This is a genomic window from Streptomyces sp. NPDC004126, assembly GCF_050275515.1.
Lineage (GTDB): Bacteria > Actinomycetota > Actinomycetes > Streptomycetales > Streptomycetaceae > Streptomyces.
Map to the genome: position 1 here is coordinate 1 of NZ_JBNNPF010000089.1, position 19,359 is coordinate 19,359.

At 72.6% G+C, this 19,359-nt stretch carries 17 protein-coding genes; 9 read left to right on the forward strand and 8 right to left on the reverse strand.

The genetic code is table 11. The features are described 5' to 3' along the window. The first annotated feature begins 135 nt into the window (after window positions 1-135). Both ACQKM2_RS39010 and ACQKM2_RS39015 read left to right on the forward strand, forming a co-directional pair. On the forward strand, window positions 136-408 hold the full coding sequence (locus ACQKM2_RS39010) for a hypothetical protein (RefSeq protein WP_427718507.1): 273 nt from the start codon (window positions 136-138) through the stop codon (window positions 406-408). Next, on the forward strand, window positions 405-791 hold the full coding sequence (locus ACQKM2_RS39015) for a hypothetical protein (RefSeq protein WP_427718510.1): 387 nt from the start codon (window positions 405-407) through the stop codon (window positions 789-791). Before ACQKM2_RS39010 ends, ACQKM2_RS39015 begins: the two co-directional genes overlap by 4 nt. A gap of 14 nt (window positions 792-805) precedes the next feature. On the opposite strand, the gene ACQKM2_RS39020 is transcribed toward ACQKM2_RS39015, so the two are convergent. From ACQKM2_RS39020 to ACQKM2_RS39040, 5 genes are read right to left on the reverse strand one after another with little or no spacing between them, the layout of a single operon-like run. After that, window positions 806-2,116: a DUF58 domain-containing protein gene (locus tag ACQKM2_RS39020; RefSeq protein WP_427718512.1), complete on the reverse strand. Its 1,311-nt coding sequence runs from the start codon at window positions 2,114-2,116 to the stop codon at window positions 806-808. Next, window positions 2,116-3,078: an AAA family ATPase gene (locus ACQKM2_RS39025; protein ID WP_427718515.1), complete on the reverse strand. Its 963-nt coding sequence runs from the start codon at window positions 3,076-3,078 to the stop codon at window positions 2,116-2,118. The genes ACQKM2_RS39020 and ACQKM2_RS39025 overlap by 1 nt, the downstream gene beginning before the upstream one ends. Then, the gene (locus ACQKM2_RS39030) at window positions 3,075-4,274 is read right to left on the reverse strand and encodes a DUF4350 domain-containing protein (protein WP_427718518.1); all 1,200 of its coding nucleotides are present in this window, start codon (window positions 4,272-4,274) and stop codon (window positions 3,075-3,077) included. Before ACQKM2_RS39030 ends, ACQKM2_RS39025 begins: the two co-directional genes overlap by 4 nt. Further along, window positions 4,271-4,933 (reverse strand): DUF4129 domain-containing protein, encoded by a 663-nt coding sequence (locus tag ACQKM2_RS39035; RefSeq protein ID WP_427718520.1) that lies wholly within the window; start codon window positions 4,931-4,933, stop codon window positions 4,271-4,273. Before ACQKM2_RS39035 ends, ACQKM2_RS39030 begins: the two co-directional genes overlap by 4 nt. Window positions 4,934-4,940: 7 nt before the next feature. Beyond that, window positions 4,941-6,227 (reverse strand): hypothetical protein, encoded by a 1,287-nt coding sequence (locus ACQKM2_RS39040; protein ID WP_427718522.1) that lies wholly within the window; start codon window positions 6,225-6,227, stop codon window positions 4,941-4,943. A gap of 253 nt (window positions 6,228-6,480) precedes the next feature. Here ACQKM2_RS39040 and mtrA point away from each other — a divergent pair, with 253 nt between their 5' ends. From mtrA to ACQKM2_RS39070, 6 genes are all read left to right on the forward strand, one after another. Beyond that, window positions 6,481-7,170 (forward strand): two-component system response regulator MtrA, encoded by a 690-nt coding sequence (gene mtrA, locus ACQKM2_RS39045; protein ID WP_007264442.1) that lies wholly within the window; start codon window positions 6,481-6,483, stop codon window positions 7,168-7,170. A gap of 70 nt (window positions 7,171-7,240) precedes the next feature. After that, window positions 7,241-9,154, forward strand: coding sequence for an MtrAB system histidine kinase MtrB (mtrB, locus tag ACQKM2_RS39050; RefSeq protein ID WP_427718525.1), 1,914 nt, complete (start codon window positions 7,241-7,243; stop codon window positions 9,152-9,154). Further along, window positions 9,141-11,018, forward strand: a complete 1,878-nt coding sequence (locus ACQKM2_RS39055) for an LpqB family beta-propeller domain-containing protein (RefSeq protein WP_427718527.1) — start codon at window positions 9,141-9,143, stop codon at window positions 11,016-11,018. Before mtrB ends, ACQKM2_RS39055 begins: the two co-directional genes overlap by 14 nt. 71 nt (window positions 11,019-11,089) lie before the next feature. Beyond that, window positions 11,090-11,836 carry a ComF family protein gene (locus tag ACQKM2_RS39060; RefSeq protein WP_427718529.1) on the forward strand — a complete coding sequence of 249 codons (747 nt, stop codon included), beginning with the start codon at window positions 11,090-11,092 and terminating at the stop codon, window positions 11,834-11,836. Between the two features lie 368 nt (window positions 11,837-12,204). Next, on the forward strand, window positions 12,205-12,900 hold the full coding sequence (gene hpf / locus ACQKM2_RS39065) for a ribosome hibernation-promoting factor, HPF/YfiA family (protein WP_427718531.1): 696 nt from the start codon (window positions 12,205-12,207) through the stop codon (window positions 12,898-12,900). A 186-nt stretch (window positions 12,901-13,086) separates the two neighbouring features. Further along, complete coding sequence (locus ACQKM2_RS39070) at window positions 13,087-13,818, forward strand: response regulator (RefSeq protein WP_042800977.1); 732 nt, start codon at window positions 13,087-13,089, stop codon at window positions 13,816-13,818. A gap of 34 nt (window positions 13,819-13,852) precedes the next feature. Here the strand turns inward: ACQKM2_RS39070 and ACQKM2_RS39075 are convergent, their stop codons facing one another. Genes ACQKM2_RS39075 through ACQKM2_RS39085 form a run of 3 tightly spaced genes read right to left on the reverse strand, consistent with a single transcriptional unit; the run spans window position 13,853 to window position 16,217 of the window. Then, complete coding sequence (locus tag ACQKM2_RS39075; protein WP_427718534.1) at window positions 13,853-15,019, reverse strand: winged helix-turn-helix domain-containing protein; 1,167 nt, start codon at window positions 15,017-15,019, stop codon at window positions 13,853-13,855. A gap of 9 nt (window positions 15,020-15,028) precedes the next feature. After that, window positions 15,029-15,610, reverse strand: a complete 582-nt coding sequence (locus ACQKM2_RS39080; RefSeq protein WP_427718537.1) for a GNAT family N-acetyltransferase — start codon at window positions 15,608-15,610, stop codon at window positions 15,029-15,031. Next, window positions 15,591-16,217, reverse strand: a complete 627-nt coding sequence (locus ACQKM2_RS39085) for a GNAT family N-acetyltransferase (RefSeq protein WP_427718540.1) — start codon at window positions 16,215-16,217, stop codon at window positions 15,591-15,593. Before ACQKM2_RS39085 ends, ACQKM2_RS39080 begins: the two co-directional genes overlap by 20 nt. A gap of 226 nt (window positions 16,218-16,443) precedes the next feature. On the opposite strand from ACQKM2_RS39085, the gene secA reads away from it, so the two are divergent. Continuing rightward, window positions 16,444-19,239 (forward strand): preprotein translocase subunit SecA, encoded by a 2,796-nt coding sequence (gene secA / locus ACQKM2_RS39090; protein WP_427718542.1) that lies wholly within the window; start codon window positions 16,444-16,446, stop codon window positions 19,237-19,239. Window positions 19,240-19,359: the final 120 nt, after the last annotated feature.

Genomic DNA, 19,359 nt, shown 5'->3' on the forward strand with positions numbered 1-19,359 from the left:
GGTACTGCAGGGGGGACCCTGTGGGAGAGTAGGACGCCGCCGAACAATCATTGTGGGAAAGCCCCGCACCTTCTGGTGCGGGGCTTTTCTGCGTTCAGGCTGCGCCTGACTGTATACGCGCCGTATACTCGGGCTATGTCTGATGCCATGATCCGTGTGCCGGCAGAGGTGAGAGACCGCCTCTCGATCATTGCCGAGTCCCGTGGGACGTCGATCCGCGCCCTGGTCCAGGAGTTCGCGGAGACCACGCTGACCACCGAGGAGCGGCTTGAGCGAGCGGAACGGGCTCGTGCCTACATGGCTGAGCACTTCGGAGTGCAAGTCACCGATGCGGAGAGCGAGGCGATGAGGCTCAAGCTCCGCGACGCTTTCGCTCAACATCCAGGTGCCCAAGGCGCTGACGCGTGATCCAATACCACCTCGTCCTGGACACGCCGACTCTGCTCGCGTTGTCAGGCAATCGACAGGTGTCCGCCCTGATCCACAGGGCTTACCTGGATGCTGATACCTGCCTGTGGGTGCCGACGCTGTCGATCCTTGAAGCAGAGCTGCAGCGCGCGGGGACCGCCGAGCACATCGGTCAGCTCGACGTCATTCACACCGTGGACCTCGACTACCCAGCGGCTCTGGCCGTCGGGCGTCTGTGTGGGGCGGGCGTACCCCCCGGTGTCGCTGCGGCGGTGCATGCCGCCGGACACCTGCCCGACTGGGGCGTGGGAGCGCTGGTGGCGACGGTTGAGGCCAAGGCGTACGACGGGCTGGGCGTGGGGGTGTTCGACCTCAGCCGCTGACCGTGCCCGTTTCGTCAGAGTCGGCCCGCCGCCTTCAGGGCCAGGTAGGTGTCCGCCAGGCCGGGGGCCAGGGTGTCGGGGGTGGCGTCGACGACGTGGACGCCGTGGCGGGAGAGCTGGTCCGCGGTGCGGCGGCGCTGGGACTGGGTCTGGGTGGCCGCGGCGGCCTCGTAGACGGAGTCCAGGGAGCCGCGGGCCGCGGCCATGGCGGCGATGTGGGGGTCGGCCACGGAGGCCAGGATGACCGTGTGGCGCTGGGTGAGCCGGGGGAGGAGCGGGAGGAGGCCCTCTTCGATGGGGGCCGCGTCCAGGCTCGTCAGGAGGACCACCAGGGAGCGGCGCGGGGCGCTGCGCAGGATGGTGGAGACCAGGGTGCGGGCGTCCGTCTCGACCAGTTCGGGTTCGAGGCCGGCCATGGCGTTGACGAAGGCCGGGAGGGTGTCGGCGGCCGGGCGGGCCTGGACCTGGGCGCGGGGGCGGCGGTCGTGGGCCAGGAGGTCGACGCGGTCGCCGGCGCGGGTGGCCAGGGCGGTCAGGAGCAGGGCGGCGTCCATGGCGGAGTCCAGGCGGGGGGCGTCGCCGACGCGTCCGGCCGAGGTGCGTCCGGTGTCGAGGCAGATCAGGATGTGGCGGTCGCGTTCGGGGCGCCAGGTGCGGACGGCGACCTTGTTCTGGCGGGCGGTGGCGCGCCAGTCGATGGAGCGGGTGTCGTCGCCGGGTACGTAGTCGCGGAGGCTGTCGAACTCGGTGCCCTCACCGCGGGTCAGGAGGCTGGTGCGGCCGTCGAGTTCGCGGAGCCGGGCGAGGCGGGACGGGAGGTGCTTGCGGCTGGTGAAGGGCGGCAGGACGCGGACCGTCCAGGGGACGTCGTGGTTGCCCTGGCGGGCGCACAGGCCGAGCGGGCCGTACGAGCGGACGGTGACGAGCGCGGCCTTGCGGTCGCCGCGCCGGGTGGGGCGCAGGCGGGTCGTGACGCGGCGGCGTTCGCCGGCGGGGACGGTCAGGGTGTGGCGGGAGGCGTCGGTTTCGGTGCCGGGGTGCCAGCTGCTGGGGGGCCAGGCGTCGCGGATGCGGGCGCGCAGGGTGCGGGTGCCGGGGTTGGTGACGGTGAGGTCGACGTCGGCGGTGTCGCCGAGGCGGACCGTGGTGGCACCCGTTCGGGTGAGTCGCAGGGCGCGTACGGGGGCGGCGAGGGCGTAGTCGACCGCGCAGGCGAGGCCGATGGTGCCGTTGACGGCGAGGAGGCCCGTCCAGCTGGGTTCGAGGAGGCCTACGGGGAGGCTGCCGAGGGCCGCGAGCAGGGCGGCGCGTCCGGTGAGGGCCATCAGCGGGGGACGGGGACGTGGGTCAGGATCGCGGAGATGACGGAGTCGGCGGTGACGCCTTCCATCTCGGCTTCGGGGCGCAGCTGTACGCGGTGGCGCAGGGTGGGCAGGGCGAGGGCCTTGACGTCGTCGGGGGTGACGTAGTCGCGGCCGGTGAGCCAGGCCCAGGCGCGGGAGGTGGCGAGGAGGGCGGTCGCGCCGCGGGGGGAGACGCCGAGGGTGAGGGAGGGCGATTCGCGGGTGGCGCGGCAGAGGTCGACGACGTAGGCGGCGATCTCGGGGGAGACGGTGGTGTTCTCGACGGCCTTGCGGGCGGCTTCGAGTTCGCGGGTGCCGGCGACGGGGCGGATTCCGGCGGCGTGCAGGTCTCGGGGGTCGAAGCCGGCGGCGTGCCGGGTGAGGACGCCGATCTCGTCCTCGCGGGAGGGGAGGGGGACGGTCAGTTTGAGGAGGAAGCGGTCGAGCTGGGCTTCGGGGAGGGGGTAGGTGCCCTCGTACTCGACGGGGTTCATGGTGGCGGCGACGAGGAAGGGGTCGGGGAGCCGGCGCGGGGTGCCGTCGACGGTGACCTGGCGTTCCTCCATGGCTTCCAGGAGGGAGGACTGGGTCTTGGGGGGCGTGCGGTTGATCTCGTCGGCGAGGAGGAGGTTGGTGAAGACGGGGCCGTCCTGGAAGGAGAACTCGGCGGTGCGGGCGTCGTAGACGAGGGAGCCGGTGACGTCGCTCGGCATCAGGTCGGGGGTGAACTGGACGCGCTTGGTGTCGAGTTCGAGGGATGCGGCGAGGGCGCGGACGAGGAGGGTCTTGGCGACGCCGGGGACGCCTTCGAGGAGGACGTGGCCGCGGCACAGGAGTGCGACGACGAGTCCGGTGACGGCGGAGTCCTGGCCGACCACGGCCTTGGCGATTTCGGTGCGGAGCGCTTCCAGGGAGGAGCGGGCGCTGTCCGTGGTGGCCGTCATGAGGTGCGGACCTCTCTTTCGAGGGCGTCGAGGTGGTCGGCGAGCGCGACGAGTGCCGCGTCGTCGGCGGGGGTGGTGCCGAAGAGGGTGGTGGCCGTGTCGGGTCCGTCGGTCCGGGTCCGGCGGGCGGCTACGGCGGGGACGAGGGTGGCGGGGTCGTGGGCCTGGGCGGGCGGTACGCCGACCAGGGCGGCGAGGCGTTCGCGGGCGGCGGCGCGCAGGACGGTGGCGGCGCGGTCGCGGGCGGAGGCCTTGCGGTAGAGGCGGGCGCGGCCCTCGGTGGTCTCGGAGGCGCGGATGGCGACGGGGAGGTTCTCGGTGACGAGGGGGCCGAGTCGGCGGGCGCGCCAGAGGGCGGCTAGGGCGGCGGCCGTGAAGAGCTGGAGCAGGGCCCAGAGCCAGCCGGAGGGGACGAGGTCGAGGAGGCTCTTCTCGTCGGCGGGGGTGTCGGCGGGCATGTCCGCGAGGGTGGGCAGGTACCAGACGAGGTCGGGGCGGGAGCCGAGGAGCTGGAGGGCGAGGGAGGCGTTGCCCTGTTCGGCGAGGTGCTGGTTGAGCAGGGGGCGTTCGGAGCCGAGGAGGACGGTGTCGCCGCCCTTGGTGGTGCTGGGGAGTACGAGGACGGTGGGGTGGCCGTCGCTGGGGTAGCAGGCGGTGGCTCCGGGGTGGGTTGTGGTGTAGCGGAGGCCGTCGCCGGTGCCGGCGCGGCCGGCGGTGGTGGCTGCGGGGAGGGTGCAGTCGGGGTCGAGGTCGGTGCGGTGGGCGAAGGACCTGGTGTGGGTGGCGGGGGCCAGGTCGGGGAGGCTGAGGCTGGTGGGGGCGATGAGGATGGTGCGGCCGCCGGAGAGGTCGATGGCGGAGCGGACGGCGCGTCGCTGGGGTTCGCCGAGCAGGTCGGGGTCGGTGACGAGGAGGGTGGTGCGGGGGCCGGCCGCGGCGGCGGCTTCCTCGGCGCTGGTGACGACGCGGGTGGTGACGCCGCGTTCCGCCAGGAGCTGGGCGAGGGCGCGGCTGCCGTCGCGGTCGGCTGAGCGGGGGTCGAGGCGGCCGTGGTGGTCGCCGGCCTGGAGTGCGGCGAGGGTGACGGCGGCGGCGACGAGGATGCCGAGGCCGAGGAGGAGGCCGCGGGCGCGGGCCCAGCGCTGGGCGGCGGTGGGGGCGGTGGACGTCGTGGCGGGGGCGCTGGGGCCGGTCATGCGGCGGGTCCCGTCAGGAGCGGCTTGGCGCGTTCCAGGGTGAGGTCGAGGGTGCGCAGGCGGGCGTAGGCGTCGGCGTCGGCGGTGCGGCCGCCGTAGGTGACGTCGTCGAAGGCGCGGGCGGCGGCGTGGAGGTCGGCGGCGTGTGCGGGGAGGGTGAGCGCGGCTTCGGCGGCGGCCTCGTCCGCGGTGCGGCCGGGGCGGGGGTCGAGGAGGGTGCGTTCCTCCAGGGAGCGGACGAGGGCGCGCATGCGTTCCTGGACGGCTTCGTTCCAGCGGCCGGCGGCGGCGTGGGCGTCGGCGGCGGTGCGGTGGTCGGCGGCGCTGCGGGGGCCTTCGTCGAAGAGGTTGGTGGTGCTGGTGGCGGTGCGGCGGGGGGTGCCGAGCCGCCACCAGAGGGCGGCGATGACGAGGAGGACCAGTACGGCGATGGCGAGGAGGCCGGCCCAGCCGCCGGGGGTGGCTCCGGAGGCGCGGTCGAAGAAGTCGCCCAGCCAGTCCCAGAAGCGGTCCAGGGCGCGCTGGAGCAGCCCGGGCTCGTCCTGGTGGTAGGCGGGCTTGGCCAGCTCGCGTTCGGCCGCCTCGCGGGCGGCGTCGCGCGGGGTGGTCAGTGGTGGTGTGTCGCCTCCGGCGATGGTGATGAGTCCCCCCGTGCTCATCGGCGTGTCAGCCTCCGGGTCGTTCGGCGGTGGTGGCGGTGCCGTAGCCGTGGAGGCCGGCGGCGCGGGCGAGCTCCAGGTCGAGGGCTTCGCGGCGGATGCGCTGGTCGATGTAGAGGAGGGTGGTGACGCCCGTCTGCATCGGGACGGTGACGGTGGCGCCGACGACCCCGCCGATGGCGCTGATGAGGAGGAACGACCAGCTGAGGGCGGCGGTGCCGTCCAGCAGGCCGGAGAGGCCCTCGGGGGAGACGACCAGGGCGATGGCGGCGAAGGGCATCACGATGACCATGGCGGTGATGGTGCGGATCAGCCAGATCAGCAGGCTGATGCCGAAGACCCGCCACCAGGAGCCCTTGACCAGCTTCGCGGACCGCTTGAGGGCGGCGACGGCCGAGCCGCGTTCCAGCATCAGTGCGGGCGGGGCCAGCACGAAGGTGACGTAGAACCAGGCGAGGAGGACGAGGCCGACGGGGATGCCGAGGGCGGTCAGGGCGGCGCTGCCGGTGAGGATGCCGGGGAGGACCGGGAGGAAGACGGCGGCGACGGCGCCCAGGAGCAGCAGGCCGGTGAGGGCGAGCATGCGCGGGGCGAGCGGCCGTACGGCCTTGAGGGTGTCGGAGAGGGTGGAGGCCTGGCCGAGGACCGCGCGGCTCACGACGGGTGCGAGGAGGGCGGTGACGAGGACCAGGCCGAGGATCTCCAGGAAGTACTGGGAGGCGTAGACGAGGGCGGTGTCGCCCATGAGCTTGACGGCCTGCGAGGGGGTGAGGTCCTCGCCGGCGGTCGGGAGGTCGTTCAGCCAGGTGCGCTGGATGACGAGCAGGGTGATCTGGGTGAGGGCGGCGATGACGAGGCTGATGGTGAGGACGGGGCGCCAGTGGCCGCGCAGGGTGCCGACGGCGCCGTCGAGGATCTCGCCGAGGCCCAGGGGGCGCAGCGGGATGATGCCGGGCTTGGCGGCGGGCGGGGTGCTGCCCCAGCCGCCGGGGTACTGGTAGGGGCTGCCGGGCTGGGTGCCCCAGCCGGCGGCGGGCGGCTGCTGTGCGGGCGGGGTGGCGGGCTGCGGGGTCCGGCCGGGCGCGGGGCTGTCCCACTGGCCGGGCGGGGGCTGGGCGGCGGACCACTTGGCGTCGGCGGTGGGGCCGGGGGCCTGTGCGGGCGTGTTGGCGTCACCGGGGGCCTGTGCGGGCGTGGTGCCCTTGCCGGAGGGCTGAGCGGCCGGCCGGTCGGCGTCGGAGCCCTGGCCGTCGGACGGGGATCCGGGCGCGGCCCAGCCCGGAGAGTCAGTCATCGTCGCTCCTTCACGTGCACCTGCCGTGGCGGGCGCGCTGGTCGGCTGCCATCGTGCCATGGGGGCGCTCGGATCGGTCGGGCCGTCCCCGGATCACCGGCTGCCCCCCGGATCCCGCGCCGCTCTCGCCCTTCAATTGTCGCGCGGATCCGGGGCAGACTGGTCGTCCTGATCTCCACGCAGGTCCGAGGGGCGATTTCCAGCCCTTTTGGCTGTGGGGCAGCTCACCGCCGGGTAACGATTAGCTAATGGGATGATGTCAACCATGAAGGGACGCGTCCTCGTCGTCGACGACGACACCGCGCTGGCCGAGATGCTCGGCATTGTGCTGCGTGGAGAAGGTTTTGAGCCGTCGTTCGTAGCGGACGGTGACAAGGCACTGGCTGCCTTCCGGGAGGCGAAGCCGGATCTCGTGCTGCTCGACCTCATGCTGCCCGGACGGGACGGCATAGAGGTGTGCAGGCTGATCCGCGCCGAGTCGGGCGTGCCGATTGTCATGCTCACCGCCAAGAGCGACACGGTGGACGTCGTGGTCGGCCTGGAGTCCGGCGCCGACGACTACATCGTCAAGCCGTTCAAGCCGAAGGAGCTGGTGGCCCGCATCCGGGCCCGCCTGCGCCGGTCGGAGGAGCCCGCGCCCGAGCAGCTCGTCATCGGTGACCTGGTCATCGACGTCGCCGGCCACTCGGTCAAGCGCGACGGCGCCTCCATCGCACTCACCCCGCTGGAGTTCGACCTGCTGGTCGCGCTCGCCCGCAAGCCCTGGCAGGTCTTCACCCGCGAGGTGCTGCTGGAGCAGGTCTGGGGCTACCGGCACGCGGCGGACACCCGCCTGGTCAACGTGCACGTGCAGCGGCTCCGCTCCAAGGTCGAGAAGGATCCGGAGCGCCCCGAGATCGTCGTGACGGTGCGCGGTGTCGGCTACAAGGCCGGACCCAGCTGACGTGCCGCCCGGCAAGGCCCGGGGCGGCTCCCGGCCGGGAGTCCTGCGGGGCGGCCGGCAGCTCCGTCACATGGCCGACGGAGCGCCCGGCGGCCCCCTCCTGCGGCTGTTCGTACGCCTCGTACGCCGGCCGCTGCTTCCGGCTGTCCGCATCTGGCGGCGCAACATCCAGCTCCGGGTGGTCGCCGCCACCCTGCTGATGTCGCTCGCCGTGGTCCTCGCGCTCGGCTTCGTCGTCATCGCGCAGGTCTCCAAGGGACTCCTCGACGCCAAGGAGGAGGCCGCCCAGAGCCAGGCCGCCGGAGGGTTCGCGGTCGCACAGGAGAAGGCCAACACGCCCTTCGCCGTCGACGGCCCCGACGCCACCGACAACAAGGTCGGCCGGGACGCCAGCACCTGGATGAACTCGCTCGTCAAGCAGCTCGCCAGCGGCGGCCAGACCGCCTTCGAGGTGGTCGCCCTCGGCGCCGGCACCGGCACCGGCGAGCAGACCGCCCCCGGAGCACAGGGCGTCAAGGGCGCCCGCGCCTCCGGCAACGTCGACCCGACCGCGAGCGTCCCGCTCATGCTGCGCCGCTCCGTCAACCACGCCACCGGCACCTTCAAGACCTTCTGGCAGATCCGGTACACCGCCGGGGCCGGGGAGAAGCCCCCGGAGCCCGCGCTGGTCATCGGCAAGCGGCTCACCGACATCAACGGCGACCCGTACGACCTGTACTACCTCTTCCCGCTCACGCAGGAGGAGGAGTCCCTCAACCTGATCAAGGTCACCATCGCCACCGCCGGCGTGTTCGTGGTCGTGCTGCTCGGCGCGATCGCGTGGCTCGTCGTGCGCCAGGTCGTGACGCCCGTGCGGATGGCCGCCGGGATCGCCGAGCGGCTCTCGGCCGGCCGGCTCCAGGAGCGGATGAAGGTCACCGGCGAGGACGACATCGCCCGTCTGGGCGAAGCCTTCAACAAGATGGCCCAGAGCCTCCAGCTCAAGATCCAGCAGCTGGAGGACCTGTCGCGGATGCAGCGCCGGTTCGTCTCCGACGTCTCGCACGAGCTGCGCACCCCGCTGACGACCGTACGGATGGCAGCCGACGTCATCCACGACGCCCGGGTCGACTTCGACCCGATCACGGCCCGCTCCGCCGAGCTGCTCGCGGGGCAGCTCGACCGCTTCGAGTCGCTCCTCTCCGACCTGCTGGAGATCAGCCGCTTCGACGCGGGCGCCGCCGACCTCCAGGCCGAGCCCATCGACCTGCGGGACGTCGTACGCCGCGTCATCGACGGCGCCGAGCCGCTCGCGGAGCACAAGGGAACCCGGATCCGGGTCCTCGGCGACACCCAGCCCGTCATAGCCGAGGCCGACGCCCGGCGCGTGGAGCGCGTCCTGCGCAACCTCGTGGTCAACGCCGTCGAGCACGGCGAGGGCCGCGACGTGGTCGTCCGCCTCGCCTCCGCCGGCGGGGCCGTCGCCGTCGCCGTCCGCGACTACGGCGTCGGGCTCAAGCCCGGCGAGGCCACCCGCGTCTTCAACCGCTTCTGGCGGGCCGACCCCGCGCGGGCGCGCACCACCGGCGGTACCGGCCTCGGCCTGTCCATCGCCGTCGAGGACGCCCGCCTGCACGGCGGCTGGCTCCAGGCCTGGGGCGAGCCCGGCGGCGGCTCCCAGTTCCGCCTCACCCTGCCCCGCACCGCCGACGAGCCCCTGCGCGGATCCCCGATCCCGCTGGAGCCCGAGGACTCCCGCGGCAACCGGGCCCGCGCCGCCGCCGAGGCCGCCGGGCGCGCGGGCGGCACCGGCGGGCCCGGCAGCCACCCCGACGGGCGCACCGAGCGCCCCGACCGCGACCCGATACCGCCCAGGCCGGCGGTCACCACCGCCCTGCCGGTGCCCGTCGACCCGACGGCGCTGCCCGGCAACGGCTCCCGGGTGGTGGCCAGGCCCGCCGATCAGAGCCCAGCACAGGAGGATGGATCCGGTGGAGGACGCTGAGCGCGCGCCGGCAGGAGGCCGGGGCGCACGGAGCGAACGGACCCGGGTGGCGGGGCGGCACCGCGGCACCCTGGTGGCGCTCGCCCTGGGAGCCGTCGGCCTGCTGGTCGGCGGCTGCGCCTCCATGCCCGACCGCGGCGAGATCCGCCGGGTGGACGCCTCGCAGGGCGTCGACTCGCAGGTCCGCGTCTTCGGCGTGCCGCCGGCCGACAAGGCCAGCCCCGCCGACATTGTCGACGGCTTCCTCGAAGCCATGACCAGCGACGACCCGCAGCTCGCGACGGCCCGCAAGTACCTGACCCAGAGCGCCGCGGACAACTGGCGGCCCGGCTCGGCCGTCACCGTCCTCTCCGCCGGCCTCGCCCGGGTCCCCGCCCCGGGCGACAAGGAGAAGGAGTCCGAGGAGCCGCGCTGGAAGATCTACGGCAAGAAGCTCGCCACCGTGGACGAGCGCAGCGCCTACCAGCCGGAGACCGGCGGCGGACGCTACGAGGAGTACCTCCAGCTGGTCCAGGTCAACAAGCAGTGGCGGATCTCCACCCCGCCCAGCAGCCTCGTCCTGAGCGAGTCCGACTTCCAGCGCATCTACAAGCCCGTCAACAAGTACTACTTCGCGGGCAACACGCTCGTCGCCGACCCGGTGTACGTGCGCCAGCGCACCGACCCCGACTCGCGCATGGACCCGACCACGCAGACCGTGCAGTCCCTGCTGGCCGGCCCGTCCAAGTGGCTCGGCCCGGTCGTCTCCACCGCGTTCCCCACCGGCAGCGAACTGCGCGAGGGCACCAAGTCCCTCTCGTACGACGGCCAGAACACGCTGCGCGTCCCGCTCAACAAGAGCGCCACGGACGTCGCGCAGCCGCAGTGCCAGAAGATGGCCACCCAACTCCTCTACACCGTCCGGGACCTGACGACCTCCAAGCTGGACCGGGTCGAACTCCTGAAGCCCGACGGCAAGTCGTCGCTGTGCTGGGTCACCGGCTCGACCGCGGCGGCCATCGCCAACCGGCCGCCGTCGCCGGAGCACCAGTACTACGTGGACAAGGACGCCAGGCTCGTCCGGATGATGCTCGACGCCAACAGCGAGCAGCAGCAGGACAAGCCGGAGCCGGCTCCCGGACCGCTGGCCACCGCCACCGGTTTCAAGGTGGGTTCGGCGGCCGTGACGTACGACGAGAAGCGTGCCGCGGTCGTCTCCGATGACGGGCACAACCTGTTCGTGGTGACGCTGACGACGGCGGGCCCCATGCCGCAGCAGCCGCTGCTGACCAGCAGGTCCGGGAAGCTCAGCGCGCCCAGCTGGGACGCGGCGGGCGACCTGTGGATCGCCGACCTCGACCCGCAGACCCAGGGCCTGTGGCGGGTGCCCGCCGGTACCGGCACCCCGCAGAAGGTGGACGTCGCCGGGCTCGACGGCGGGAAGATCAGCGGACTGAAGGCCTCCCCGGACGGGGTGCGCATCGCGCTCCTGGTGGAGAAGGACGGCACCCGCAAGAACCTGTTCATCGGGCGGATCGAGCGGCCCGAGGGCAAGGGGGAATCCCCCCGGGTCTCGGTGCGCGAGCTGCGCCCGGCGGCCCCGCAGATGGCGGAGGTGACGGCGATGAGCTGGGCGCCGCGAGGCCGGCTGCTGGTGGTGGGCCGGGAGAGCGGCGGGGTGGACCAGGCCCGCTACATGCTGTCCGACGGGTCGATGGTCGCCGCGAGCCTGCCCGGAGCGACGGGGCTGAGCGCGATCGCGGCCTCGGAGGACGAGGGCAAGCCGGTGGTGGGCTTCGGCGAGGACGGCATCGTGTGGCTGCCGTCGGGCGCGCAGTGGCGCACGGTCGCGGCGGGCGGCCGGCTGCCGGTCTACCCGGGCTGAGGGCCCGCGCCCTCCGGCGCGGGTTTTCCACAGGGGTCGCGGGCGGGTGTCCGGCGCGGCAGGGTGGACGCGTGCGGGAGTGGTGGCGGGAGCTGGCCGGGCTGGTCCTGCCGGCGGACTGCGCCGGCTGCGGGGCCGCCCGCGTGGTGCTGTGCGGGGCGTGCCGGGGCGCCCTGAGCGGTACGGGCGCGGGACGGGTGCGTCCCGCGGCGCGGCGGGCGGGTCCGGCCGGGCTGCCCGCGGTGTACGCGGGGGCCCGGTACGAGGACGCCGTACGGGCTGTCGTGCTGGCGCACAAGGAGCGCGGGGCGCTGCCCCTGGCCGGGCCGCTCGGGACGGCCCTGGCGGCGGCGGTGGCCCGCGCGGGCCGGGCCGGCGGCGGGGCCGCGGGCGGGGCGGAGCTGGTGCTGGTGCCGGTGCCCTCCGCGCGGCGGGCGGTGCGGGCGCGCGGGCACGACCCGGCGCGGCGGATCGCCCTGGCCGCGTCCGGGCGGCTGCGCGGGGCCGGTGCGGCCGCGCGCGTGGCGCCGGTGCTGCGGCTGCGGCGGGCCGTCGCGGACCAGGCGGGCCTGGGGGCCCGGGAGCGCCGGGAGAACCTGGCGGGGGCCCTGGAGGTGCGTCCGGGCGGGGCCGCGCTGGCGGCGGGGGCTCGGATCGTGCTGGTGGACGACGTGATCACCACCGGAGCCACGCTGGCGGAGGCGGCGAGGGCATTGCGCGCGGCGGGGCTGCGGGTGGAGGCTGCTGCCGTGGTGGCCGCTCCGGCGGGATCCTTCGCGCCGAACGGCGGCAACCCGGACAGGGCAAAAATCTTGTGAATAGATTTGGAACCACTGGGGAATGCGCATCGTTGCAGGTAGTAAGAGGGAAGACCCACCTGATCGGAGGTACGTTTCGGTAGCGGGTGCCGACAACCGGCTTTGAGAGATATGTTCGGTTGTGAGGAACTGGCGAACCTTCGGCCCCGGGTATCGGAGCAGCAGTCCGTCTGTTTATTGGAATCTTCGTGTGCAGTACCTGTGAGGGGGGCTCTCTCTACTCCGAAGTCGGTGGGATGTAGATCTTGCCGATGGGGGAGGAGGAGGTGAAAGTCGCCAAGTCCGAGGCTCCGGTGTTCACCGGAGCCTGGTGCGAAAGGGAGACGCTCCGCCTTCCAGAGCGGGGGTCTCCGGGAACGGAGTTCTGCGTGGACATCGTCGTCAAGGGCCGCAAGACCGAGGTGCCCGAGCGGTTCCGCAAGCACGTGGCCGAGAAGCTGAATCCGGAGCGGATCCAGAAGCTCGACGCCAAGGTGATCAGCTTGGACGTCGAGGTGTCCAAGGAGCACAACCCGCGCCAGGCCGACCGTTCCGACCGCGTGGAGATCACCCTGCACTCGCGGGGCCCGGTGATCCGGGCCGAAGCCGCCGCCGCCGACCCGTACGCGGCACTCGACCTGGCACAGGACAAGCTGGAGGCCCGGCTGCGCAAGCAGCACGACAAGCGCTTCACCCGCCGTGGCACCGGACGGCTCTCGGCGGCCGAGGTCGCCGACACGGTGCCGGGCGTCGCAACCCTCAACAGCAACGGCGAGCCGGTCCACGAGGACATGGAGGAAGGGGTCCCGGTCAAGCGGATCGGTTCCCTGGAGGTGCAGGGCGAAGGCCCGCTCATCGTCCGCGAGAAGACCCACTCGGCCCGGCCGATGTCGCTCGACCAGGCTCTGTACGAAATGGAACTGGTCGGCCACGACTTCTATCTGTTCGTCGACTCCGAGACCAAGATGCCCAGCGTCGTCTACCGGCGCCACGCCTACGACTACGGCGTCATCCACGTCGACCCCGACGGGGCGTCCAGCTCGGAGCCCTCGGGAGCGGGCGCGGGCGGCGCGCTCGGAGGCTGAAATTCAACCATTGCCCCTGCGGAACGCGCGGCGTTCCGCAGGGGCACCTGTATGACTCGTATGAGCCATATGGATTCCGCCAGAACCCCGTCCCGTAGCGCGGGCATGGAATCATGTCGGGCAGTCAACCGGCGGCCGACCCGGCCGGGTTGGCCCAGCAGCTCAGCACATGCAGGGGGAGGAACGATGGCGGACGGCTTCGGGCCGGCGCGCGACGACGACGGCGCCGACTGTCATGGGGCGCAGGACCCGGCGGGGGAGCCGATCCGGGTGCTCGTGGTCGACGACCACGCCCTCTTCCGGCGCGGACTGGAGATCGTCCTCGCCCAGGAGGAGGACATCCAGGTCGTCGGCGAGGCCGGGGACGGGGCGGAGGCCGTGGACAAGGCCGCCGACCTGCTGCCCGACATCGTGCTGATGGATGTGAGGATGCCCCGGCGCGGCGGCATCGAGGCGTGCACCTCGATCAAGGAGGTCGCCCCCTCCGCGAAGATCATCATGCTGACGATCAGCGACGAGGAGGCCGACCTCTACGACGCGATCAAGGCGGGTGCCACCGGCTACCTCCTCAAGGAGATCTCCACGGACGAGGTCGCGACGGCGATCCGCGCGGTCGCGGACGGCCAGTCCCAGATCAGCCCGTCGATGGCGTCGAAGCTGCTCACCGAGTTCAAGTCGATGATCCAGCGCACCGACGAGCGGCGGCTGGTCCCGGCGCCGCGGCTGACGGACCGGGAGCTCGAAGTCCTCAAGCTGGTGGCCACGGGCATGAACAACCGGGACATCGCCAAGCAGCTGTTCATCTCCGAGAACACCGTGAAGAACCACGTCCGCAACATCCTGGAGAAGCTCCAGCTGCACTCCCGGATGGAAGCCGTCGTGTACGCGATGAGGGAGAAGATCCTGGAGATCCGCTGAGGGGCGCCGACACCGGCCCCCGGGCTGCGGCCCGTCAGGCTCCCAGCGCCGCCAGCTCCGCCGTGATCGCGGCCGCCTCCGCCGGCGACTGCGCGCGCTCGACGCGGACGGCGTCGCAGCCCACCCACTCCGCGGCCTCCCGCAGCGCCTGCGCCATCGCGCCCGCCGCCCCCGGCGTCGTCAGGGAGACCTGGCGGGCCACCAGGGTGCGGCCCTCACGGGCCGGGTCGACCCGGCCCTGGAGCCGCCCGCCGGCCAGCAGCGGCATCGCGAAGTACCCGTGTATCCGCTGCGGCTTGGGCACGTACGCCTCCAGCCGGTGCGCGAACCCGAAGACCCGCTCCGTCCGCGGCCGGTCCCAGACCAGCGAGTCGAACGGGGACAGCAGGGTCGTGCGGTGGCGGCCGCGCGGCACCACGGCCAGCGCCTCCGGATCCGCCCAGGCGGGCTTCCCCCAGCCCTCGACCTCCACCGGCACCAGCCCGGAGTCCGCGATCACCGCGTCGACCTGCTCGCCCTTGAGGCGGTGGTAGTCCGCGATGTCGGCCCGGGTGCCGACCCCCAGCGACCGCCCGGCCAGCGCGACCAGCCGGCGCAGGCACTCGCGGTCGTCCAGGTCGTCGTGGAACAGGGCGTCCGGGACGGCCCGCTCGGCCAGGTCGTAGACCCGCTTCCAGCCGCGCCGCTCGGAGCAGACCACGTCACCGGTGTCGAGCAGCCACTCCACCGCGATCTTGGTCTCGGACCACTCGAACCACTCGCCGCCGTTCTTCGCGCCGCCCAGCTCGGTCGAGGTCAGCGGACCGTCGGCCTCCAGCCGGTCCAGCACCGCCCGCGTCGAACGGTCCTTGTCCTCCAGGACGTGCCAGCGGTGGCCGCGCGCCCGCTTCGCCCGGCGGCGGAAGGCGAAGTGCGGCCACTCCTCGATCGGCAGGATGCACGCCGCGTGCGACCAGTACTCGAAGGCGTGACTGTCCGACCAGTACGCCTTCTCCACCGTCCCCCGGCCCACCGCGCCCAGGCGCGCGTACGGGATCAGCTCGTGCGAGCGGGCCAGGACCGAGATGGTGTCCAGCTGCACCGCGCCCAGATGGCGCAGCACCCCCCGGACCCCGCCCCGGCGGTCGGGCGCCCCCAGGAACCCCTGCGCGCGCAGGGCGATCCGGCGGGCCTCGTCGGCGGACAGCGAGAGCGTCGTCATGCCGCGACCTTAGGCGGTGCCACTGACAGCGGGCTCGTACGGCAGCCGCGAGGGCAGGCCCACGTCGGCCGGGAGCAGTGCGCCGGCCCAGCAGTCCAGCAGCGCGCCGTCGTGCTCCATTCCGGCGCGCTGGACGCCCTCGACCACGAAGCCCGCCCTCTCGGCGACGGCGCGGGAGCCGTCGTTGCCGACCGCGGCGCGCCACACCAGCCGTACGACGCCCGCCTCGGCGAACGCCCAGCGGACGGCGGCCCCCAGCGCCTCGGTCATGTAGCCGCGGCCCCGGTGACCGGCGACGGTCCAGTACCCGATCTCGTGGGTGTAGGCGCCCGTCCTGTGCACGGCGAGCGTGGCGACGAGCGGGCCGTCGGCCCCGAGCCGGACGGCGAAGTTGTAGGCGGTGTCCTCGCGCCACCCGGCCGGGACGCTCTGCGTCACGTACTTCTCCGCGTCCGCGGGCTCGTAGGGGACGGGCACCGAGATCCAGCGCTGGATCTCGGGGTCCTGGCAGGCGGCGTGCACCTCGGCCGCGTCCCCGGGAGTGTGGGGACGCAGCACGAGGCGCTCGGTGCTAAGCGTGATCGGCTCCATGACCTGCGATTCTGCCGGGGACCTGGCCGGCGGCCGACGCCAGGTACGGCAGTCGGGAGGGCAGGCCGAGGTCCGAGGGCAGCAGCCCGGCGACCCAGCAGTCGCGCAGGGTCCCGCGGTGGTCCAGCGCCCCGCGCAGGGTGCCCTCGAAGCGGAACCCGGCCTTCTCGGCGGCGGCCCGGGAGGCCGCGTTGCCCACGGCGGCGCGCCACTCCAGCCGGCCGGCCCCGACCTCGGTGAACAGCCAGCGGGCGACCCCGGCCACCGCCTCGGCGACGTAGCCGCGGCCGCGGTGCTCCTTGGCCGCCCAGTAGCCGATCTCGTAGCCCTGGGCGCCGCGCACGTGCACCCCCACCGCGGCCACCAGCGGCCCCTCGGCGCCCTCCGCTCCGAGCCGCACCGCGAAGCCGTACTCGCGGTCCTCCAGCCAGGAGCTCCGCGAGACGTGCGTGACCCAGGCCTCGGCGTGCGACCGCTCGTACGGGGAGGGCACCAGCGTCCAGCGCTGGATCTCCGGGTCCTGGCAGGCCGCGTACACCTCCTCGGCGTCCGAGGGGGCGAAGGGGCGCAGCAGGAGGCGCTCGGTGGCCAGGGTGACGGGTTCCATGAACGGATTGTTGCCCCGCCGGGTAACCCGGGCGAGGGGTTTTCGTCCACCCCGGCACCGAATCCGTCCCCCGTACGTTCTCATTCCGGGCGCGCGTGCCCTGCGGACACGGCGGACCTCCCGACGCGACCACGTCCTCGCTTACGATGGCCGTTGCGGTGGGGCCCACCTGCCGTGCCCGGCTACGTAAAGTGCCCAGGCCCGACCGGCAAGGAGACCAGCCTCAGTGTCCGTCTTCAACAAGCTCATGCGTGCAGGCGAAGGCAAGATCCTGCGCAAACTGCACCGCATCGCGGACCAGGTCAACTCCATCGAAGAGGACTTCGTCAACCTCTCCGACGCCGAGTTGCGCGCCCTCACGGACGAGTACAAGCAGCGCTGCCAGGACGGCGAGAGCCTGGACGACCTGCTGCCGGAGGCCTTCGCCACCGTCCGCGAGGCCGCCAAGCGCGTCCTCGGCCAGCGGCACTACGACGTGCAGATCATGGGCGGCGCGGCGCTGCACCTCGGCTACGTCGCCGAGATGAAGACCGGTGAGGGCAAGACCCTCGTCGGCACGCTCCCCGCGTACCTGAACGCGCTGTCCGGCAAGGGCGTCCACCTGATCACGGTGAACGACTACCTCGCCGAGCGCGACTCCGAGATGATGGGCCGCGTCCACAAGTTCCTGGGCCTGTCCATCGGCTGCATCCTGGCCAACATGTCGCCGGCCCAGCGCCGCGAGCAGTACGGCTGCGACATCACGTACGGCACGAACAACGAGTTCGGCTTCGACTACCTGCGCGACAACATGGCGTGGTCGCAGGACGAGCTGGTGCAGCGCGGCCACAACTTCGCCGTGGTCGACGAGGTCGACTCGATCCTCGTCGACGAGGCCCGCACCCCGCTGATCATCTCCGGCCCGGCCGACCAGGCCACCAAGTGGTACGCGGACTTCGCCAAGCTCGTCACCCGCCTGACCAAGGGCGAGGCCGGCAACCCGCTCAAGGGCATCGAGGAGACCGGCGACTACGAGGTCGACGAGAAGAAGCGCACCGTCGCCATCCACGAGGCCGGTGTCGCCAAGGTCGAGGACTGGCTCGGCATCGACAACCTCTACGAGTCGGTCAACACCCCGCTCGTCGGCTACCTCAACAACGCGATCAAGGCCAAGGAGCTCTTCAAGGCCGACAAGGACTACGTCGTCATCGACGGCGAAGTCATGATCGTCGACGAGCACACCGGCCGCATCCTCGCCGGCCGCCGCTACAACGAGGGCATGCACCAGGCGATCGAGGCGAAGGAAGGGGTGGACATCAAGGACGAGAACCAGACCCTCGCCACGATCACCCTGCAGAACTTCTTCCGCCTCTACTCGAAGCTCTCCGGCATGACCGGTACGGCCATGACCGAGGCCGCCGAGTTCCACCAGATCTACAAGCTCGGCGTCGTCCCCATCCCCACCAACCGGGGCATGCAGCGCAAGGACCAGCCCGACCTCATCTACCGGACCGAGGTCGCCAAGTTCGCCGCCGTCGTCGACGACATCGCCGAGAAGCACGAGAAGGGCCAGCCGATCCTCGTCGGCACGACCTCGGTCGAGAAGTCCGAGTACCTCTCGCAGCAGCTCTCCAAGCGCGGCATCCCGCACGAGGTCCTCAACGCCAAGCAGCACGAGCGCGAGGCCACGATCGTCGCCCAGGCCGGCCGCCGCGGCGCCGTCACCGTCGCCACGAACATGGCCGGCCGCGGTACCGACATCAAGCTCGGCGGCAACCCGGACGACCTCGCCGAGGCGGAGCTGCGCCAGCGCGGCCTCGACCCGGAGGAGCACATCGAGGAGTGGGCGCACGCCCTGCCCGAGGCCCTCGCCCGGGCCGAGGCGGCCGTCAAGGCCGAGTTCGAAGAGGTCAAGGAGCTCGGCGGCCTGTACGTCCTGGGCACCGAGCGCCACGAGTCGCGCCGCATCGACAACCAGCTCCGCGGCCGCTCCGGCCGCCAGGGCGACCCGGGCGAGTCCCGCTTCTACCTGTCGCTGGGCGACGACCTGATGCGCCTCTTCAAGGCCCAGATGGTCGAGCGGGTCATGTCCATGGCCAACGTGCCGGACGACGTCCCGATCGAGAACAAGATGGTGACGCGTGCGATCGCGTCCGCGCAGTCGCAGGTCGAGACCCAGAACTTCGAGACCCGCAAGAACGTCCTGAAGTACGACGAGGTCCTCAACAGCCAGCGCGAGGTCATCTACGGCGAGCGCCGCCGCGTCCTGGAGGGCGAGGACCTGCACGAGCAGGTGCGCTTCTTCATGGACGACACCATCGACGCCTACATCTCCGCCGAGACCGTCGAGGGCTTCGCCGAGGAGTGGGACCTCGACCGGCTGTGGGGCGCCTTCCGCCAGCTCTACCCGCTCAAGGTCACCGTGGACGAGCTGGAGGAGGCGGCCGGCGACCGCGCGGGCATCACCGCCGAGTTCATCGCCGAGTCCGTCAAGGACGACATCCACGAGCAGTACGGCACGCGCGAGAAGGCCCTCGGTTCGGAGGTCATGCGCGAGCTGGAGCGCCGCGTGGTCCTCTCGGTGCTCGACCGCAAGTGGCGCGAGCACCTCTACGAGATGGACTACCTCCAGGAGGGCATCGGCCTGCGCGCGATGGCCCAGAAGGACCCGCTGGTCGAGTACCAGCGCGAGGGCTTCGACATGTTCAACGCCATGATGGAGGGCATCAAGGAGGAGTCCGTCGGCTACCTGTTCAACCTGGAGGTCCAGGTCGAGCAGCAGGTCGAGGAGCTCCCGGTGCAGGACGCGGCCCCGTCCCTGGTGAAGGAGCCGGTCCCGTCGGCCCGCCCCGAGATCCGCGCCAAGGGCCTGGACGCCCCGCAGCGCCCGGACCGCCTGCACTTCTCCGCCCCGACGGTCGACGGTGAGGGCGGCGTGGTCGAGGGCGACTTCGACTCCGACGCCGTCGGCGGCGACGGCCTCACCCGCGCGGAACGCCGCAAGGCGCAGAAGGCCTCGGGCGGGCGGCGCCGCAAGAAGTAACGCGAGCGCGTATCGCGTACGCGAGCGCGAATGCGAATGCGAATGCGTACGCGATACGAAGCAACACGCGGCCGGGGGGGGGGGCCCCCGGGGGGTGCGCGGCCCCCCCCCCCGGGACTC

Coding starts and splice junctions, on each gene's coding strand:
- ACQKM2_RS39010 (WP_427718507.1), top strand. CDS start 136: ATGTCTGATGCCATGATCCGTGTGCCGGCAGAGGTGAGAGACCGCCTC.
- ACQKM2_RS39020 (WP_427718512.1), bottom strand. CDS start 2,116: ATGGCCCTCACCGGACGCGCCGCCCTGCTCGCGGCCCTCGGCAGCCTC.
- ACQKM2_RS39025 (WP_427718515.1), bottom strand. CDS start 3,078: ATGACGGCCACCACGGACAGCGCCCGCTCCTCCCTGGAAGCGCTCCGC.
- ACQKM2_RS39030 (WP_427718518.1), bottom strand. CDS start 4,274: ATGACCGGCCCCAGCGCCCCCGCCACGACGTCCACCGCCCCCACCGCC.
- ACQKM2_RS39035 (WP_427718520.1), bottom strand. CDS start 4,933: ATGAGCACGGGGGGACTCATCACCATCGCCGGAGGCGACACACCACCA.
- ACQKM2_RS39040 (WP_427718522.1), bottom strand. CDS start 6,227: ATGACTGACTCTCCGGGCTGGGCCGCGCCCGGATCCCCGTCCGACGGC.
- mtrA (WP_007264442.1), top strand. CDS start 6,481: ATGATGTCAACCATGAAGGGACGCGTCCTCGTCGTCGACGACGACACC.
- mtrB (WP_427718525.1), top strand. CDS start 7,241: ATGGCCGACGGAGCGCCCGGCGGCCCCCTCCTGCGGCTGTTCGTACGC.
- ACQKM2_RS39070 (WP_042800977.1), top strand. CDS start 13,087: ATGGCGGACGGCTTCGGGCCGGCGCGCGACGACGACGGCGCCGACTGT.
- ACQKM2_RS39075 (WP_427718534.1), bottom strand. CDS start 15,019: ATGACGACGCTCTCGCTGTCCGCCGACGAGGCCCGCCGGATCGCCCTG.
- ACQKM2_RS39080 (WP_427718537.1), bottom strand. CDS start 15,610: ATGGAGCCGATCACGCTTAGCACCGAGCGCCTCGTGCTGCGTCCCCAC.
- ACQKM2_RS39085 (WP_427718540.1), bottom strand. CDS start 16,217: ATGGAACCCGTCACCCTGGCCACCGAGCGCCTCCTGCTGCGCCCCTTC.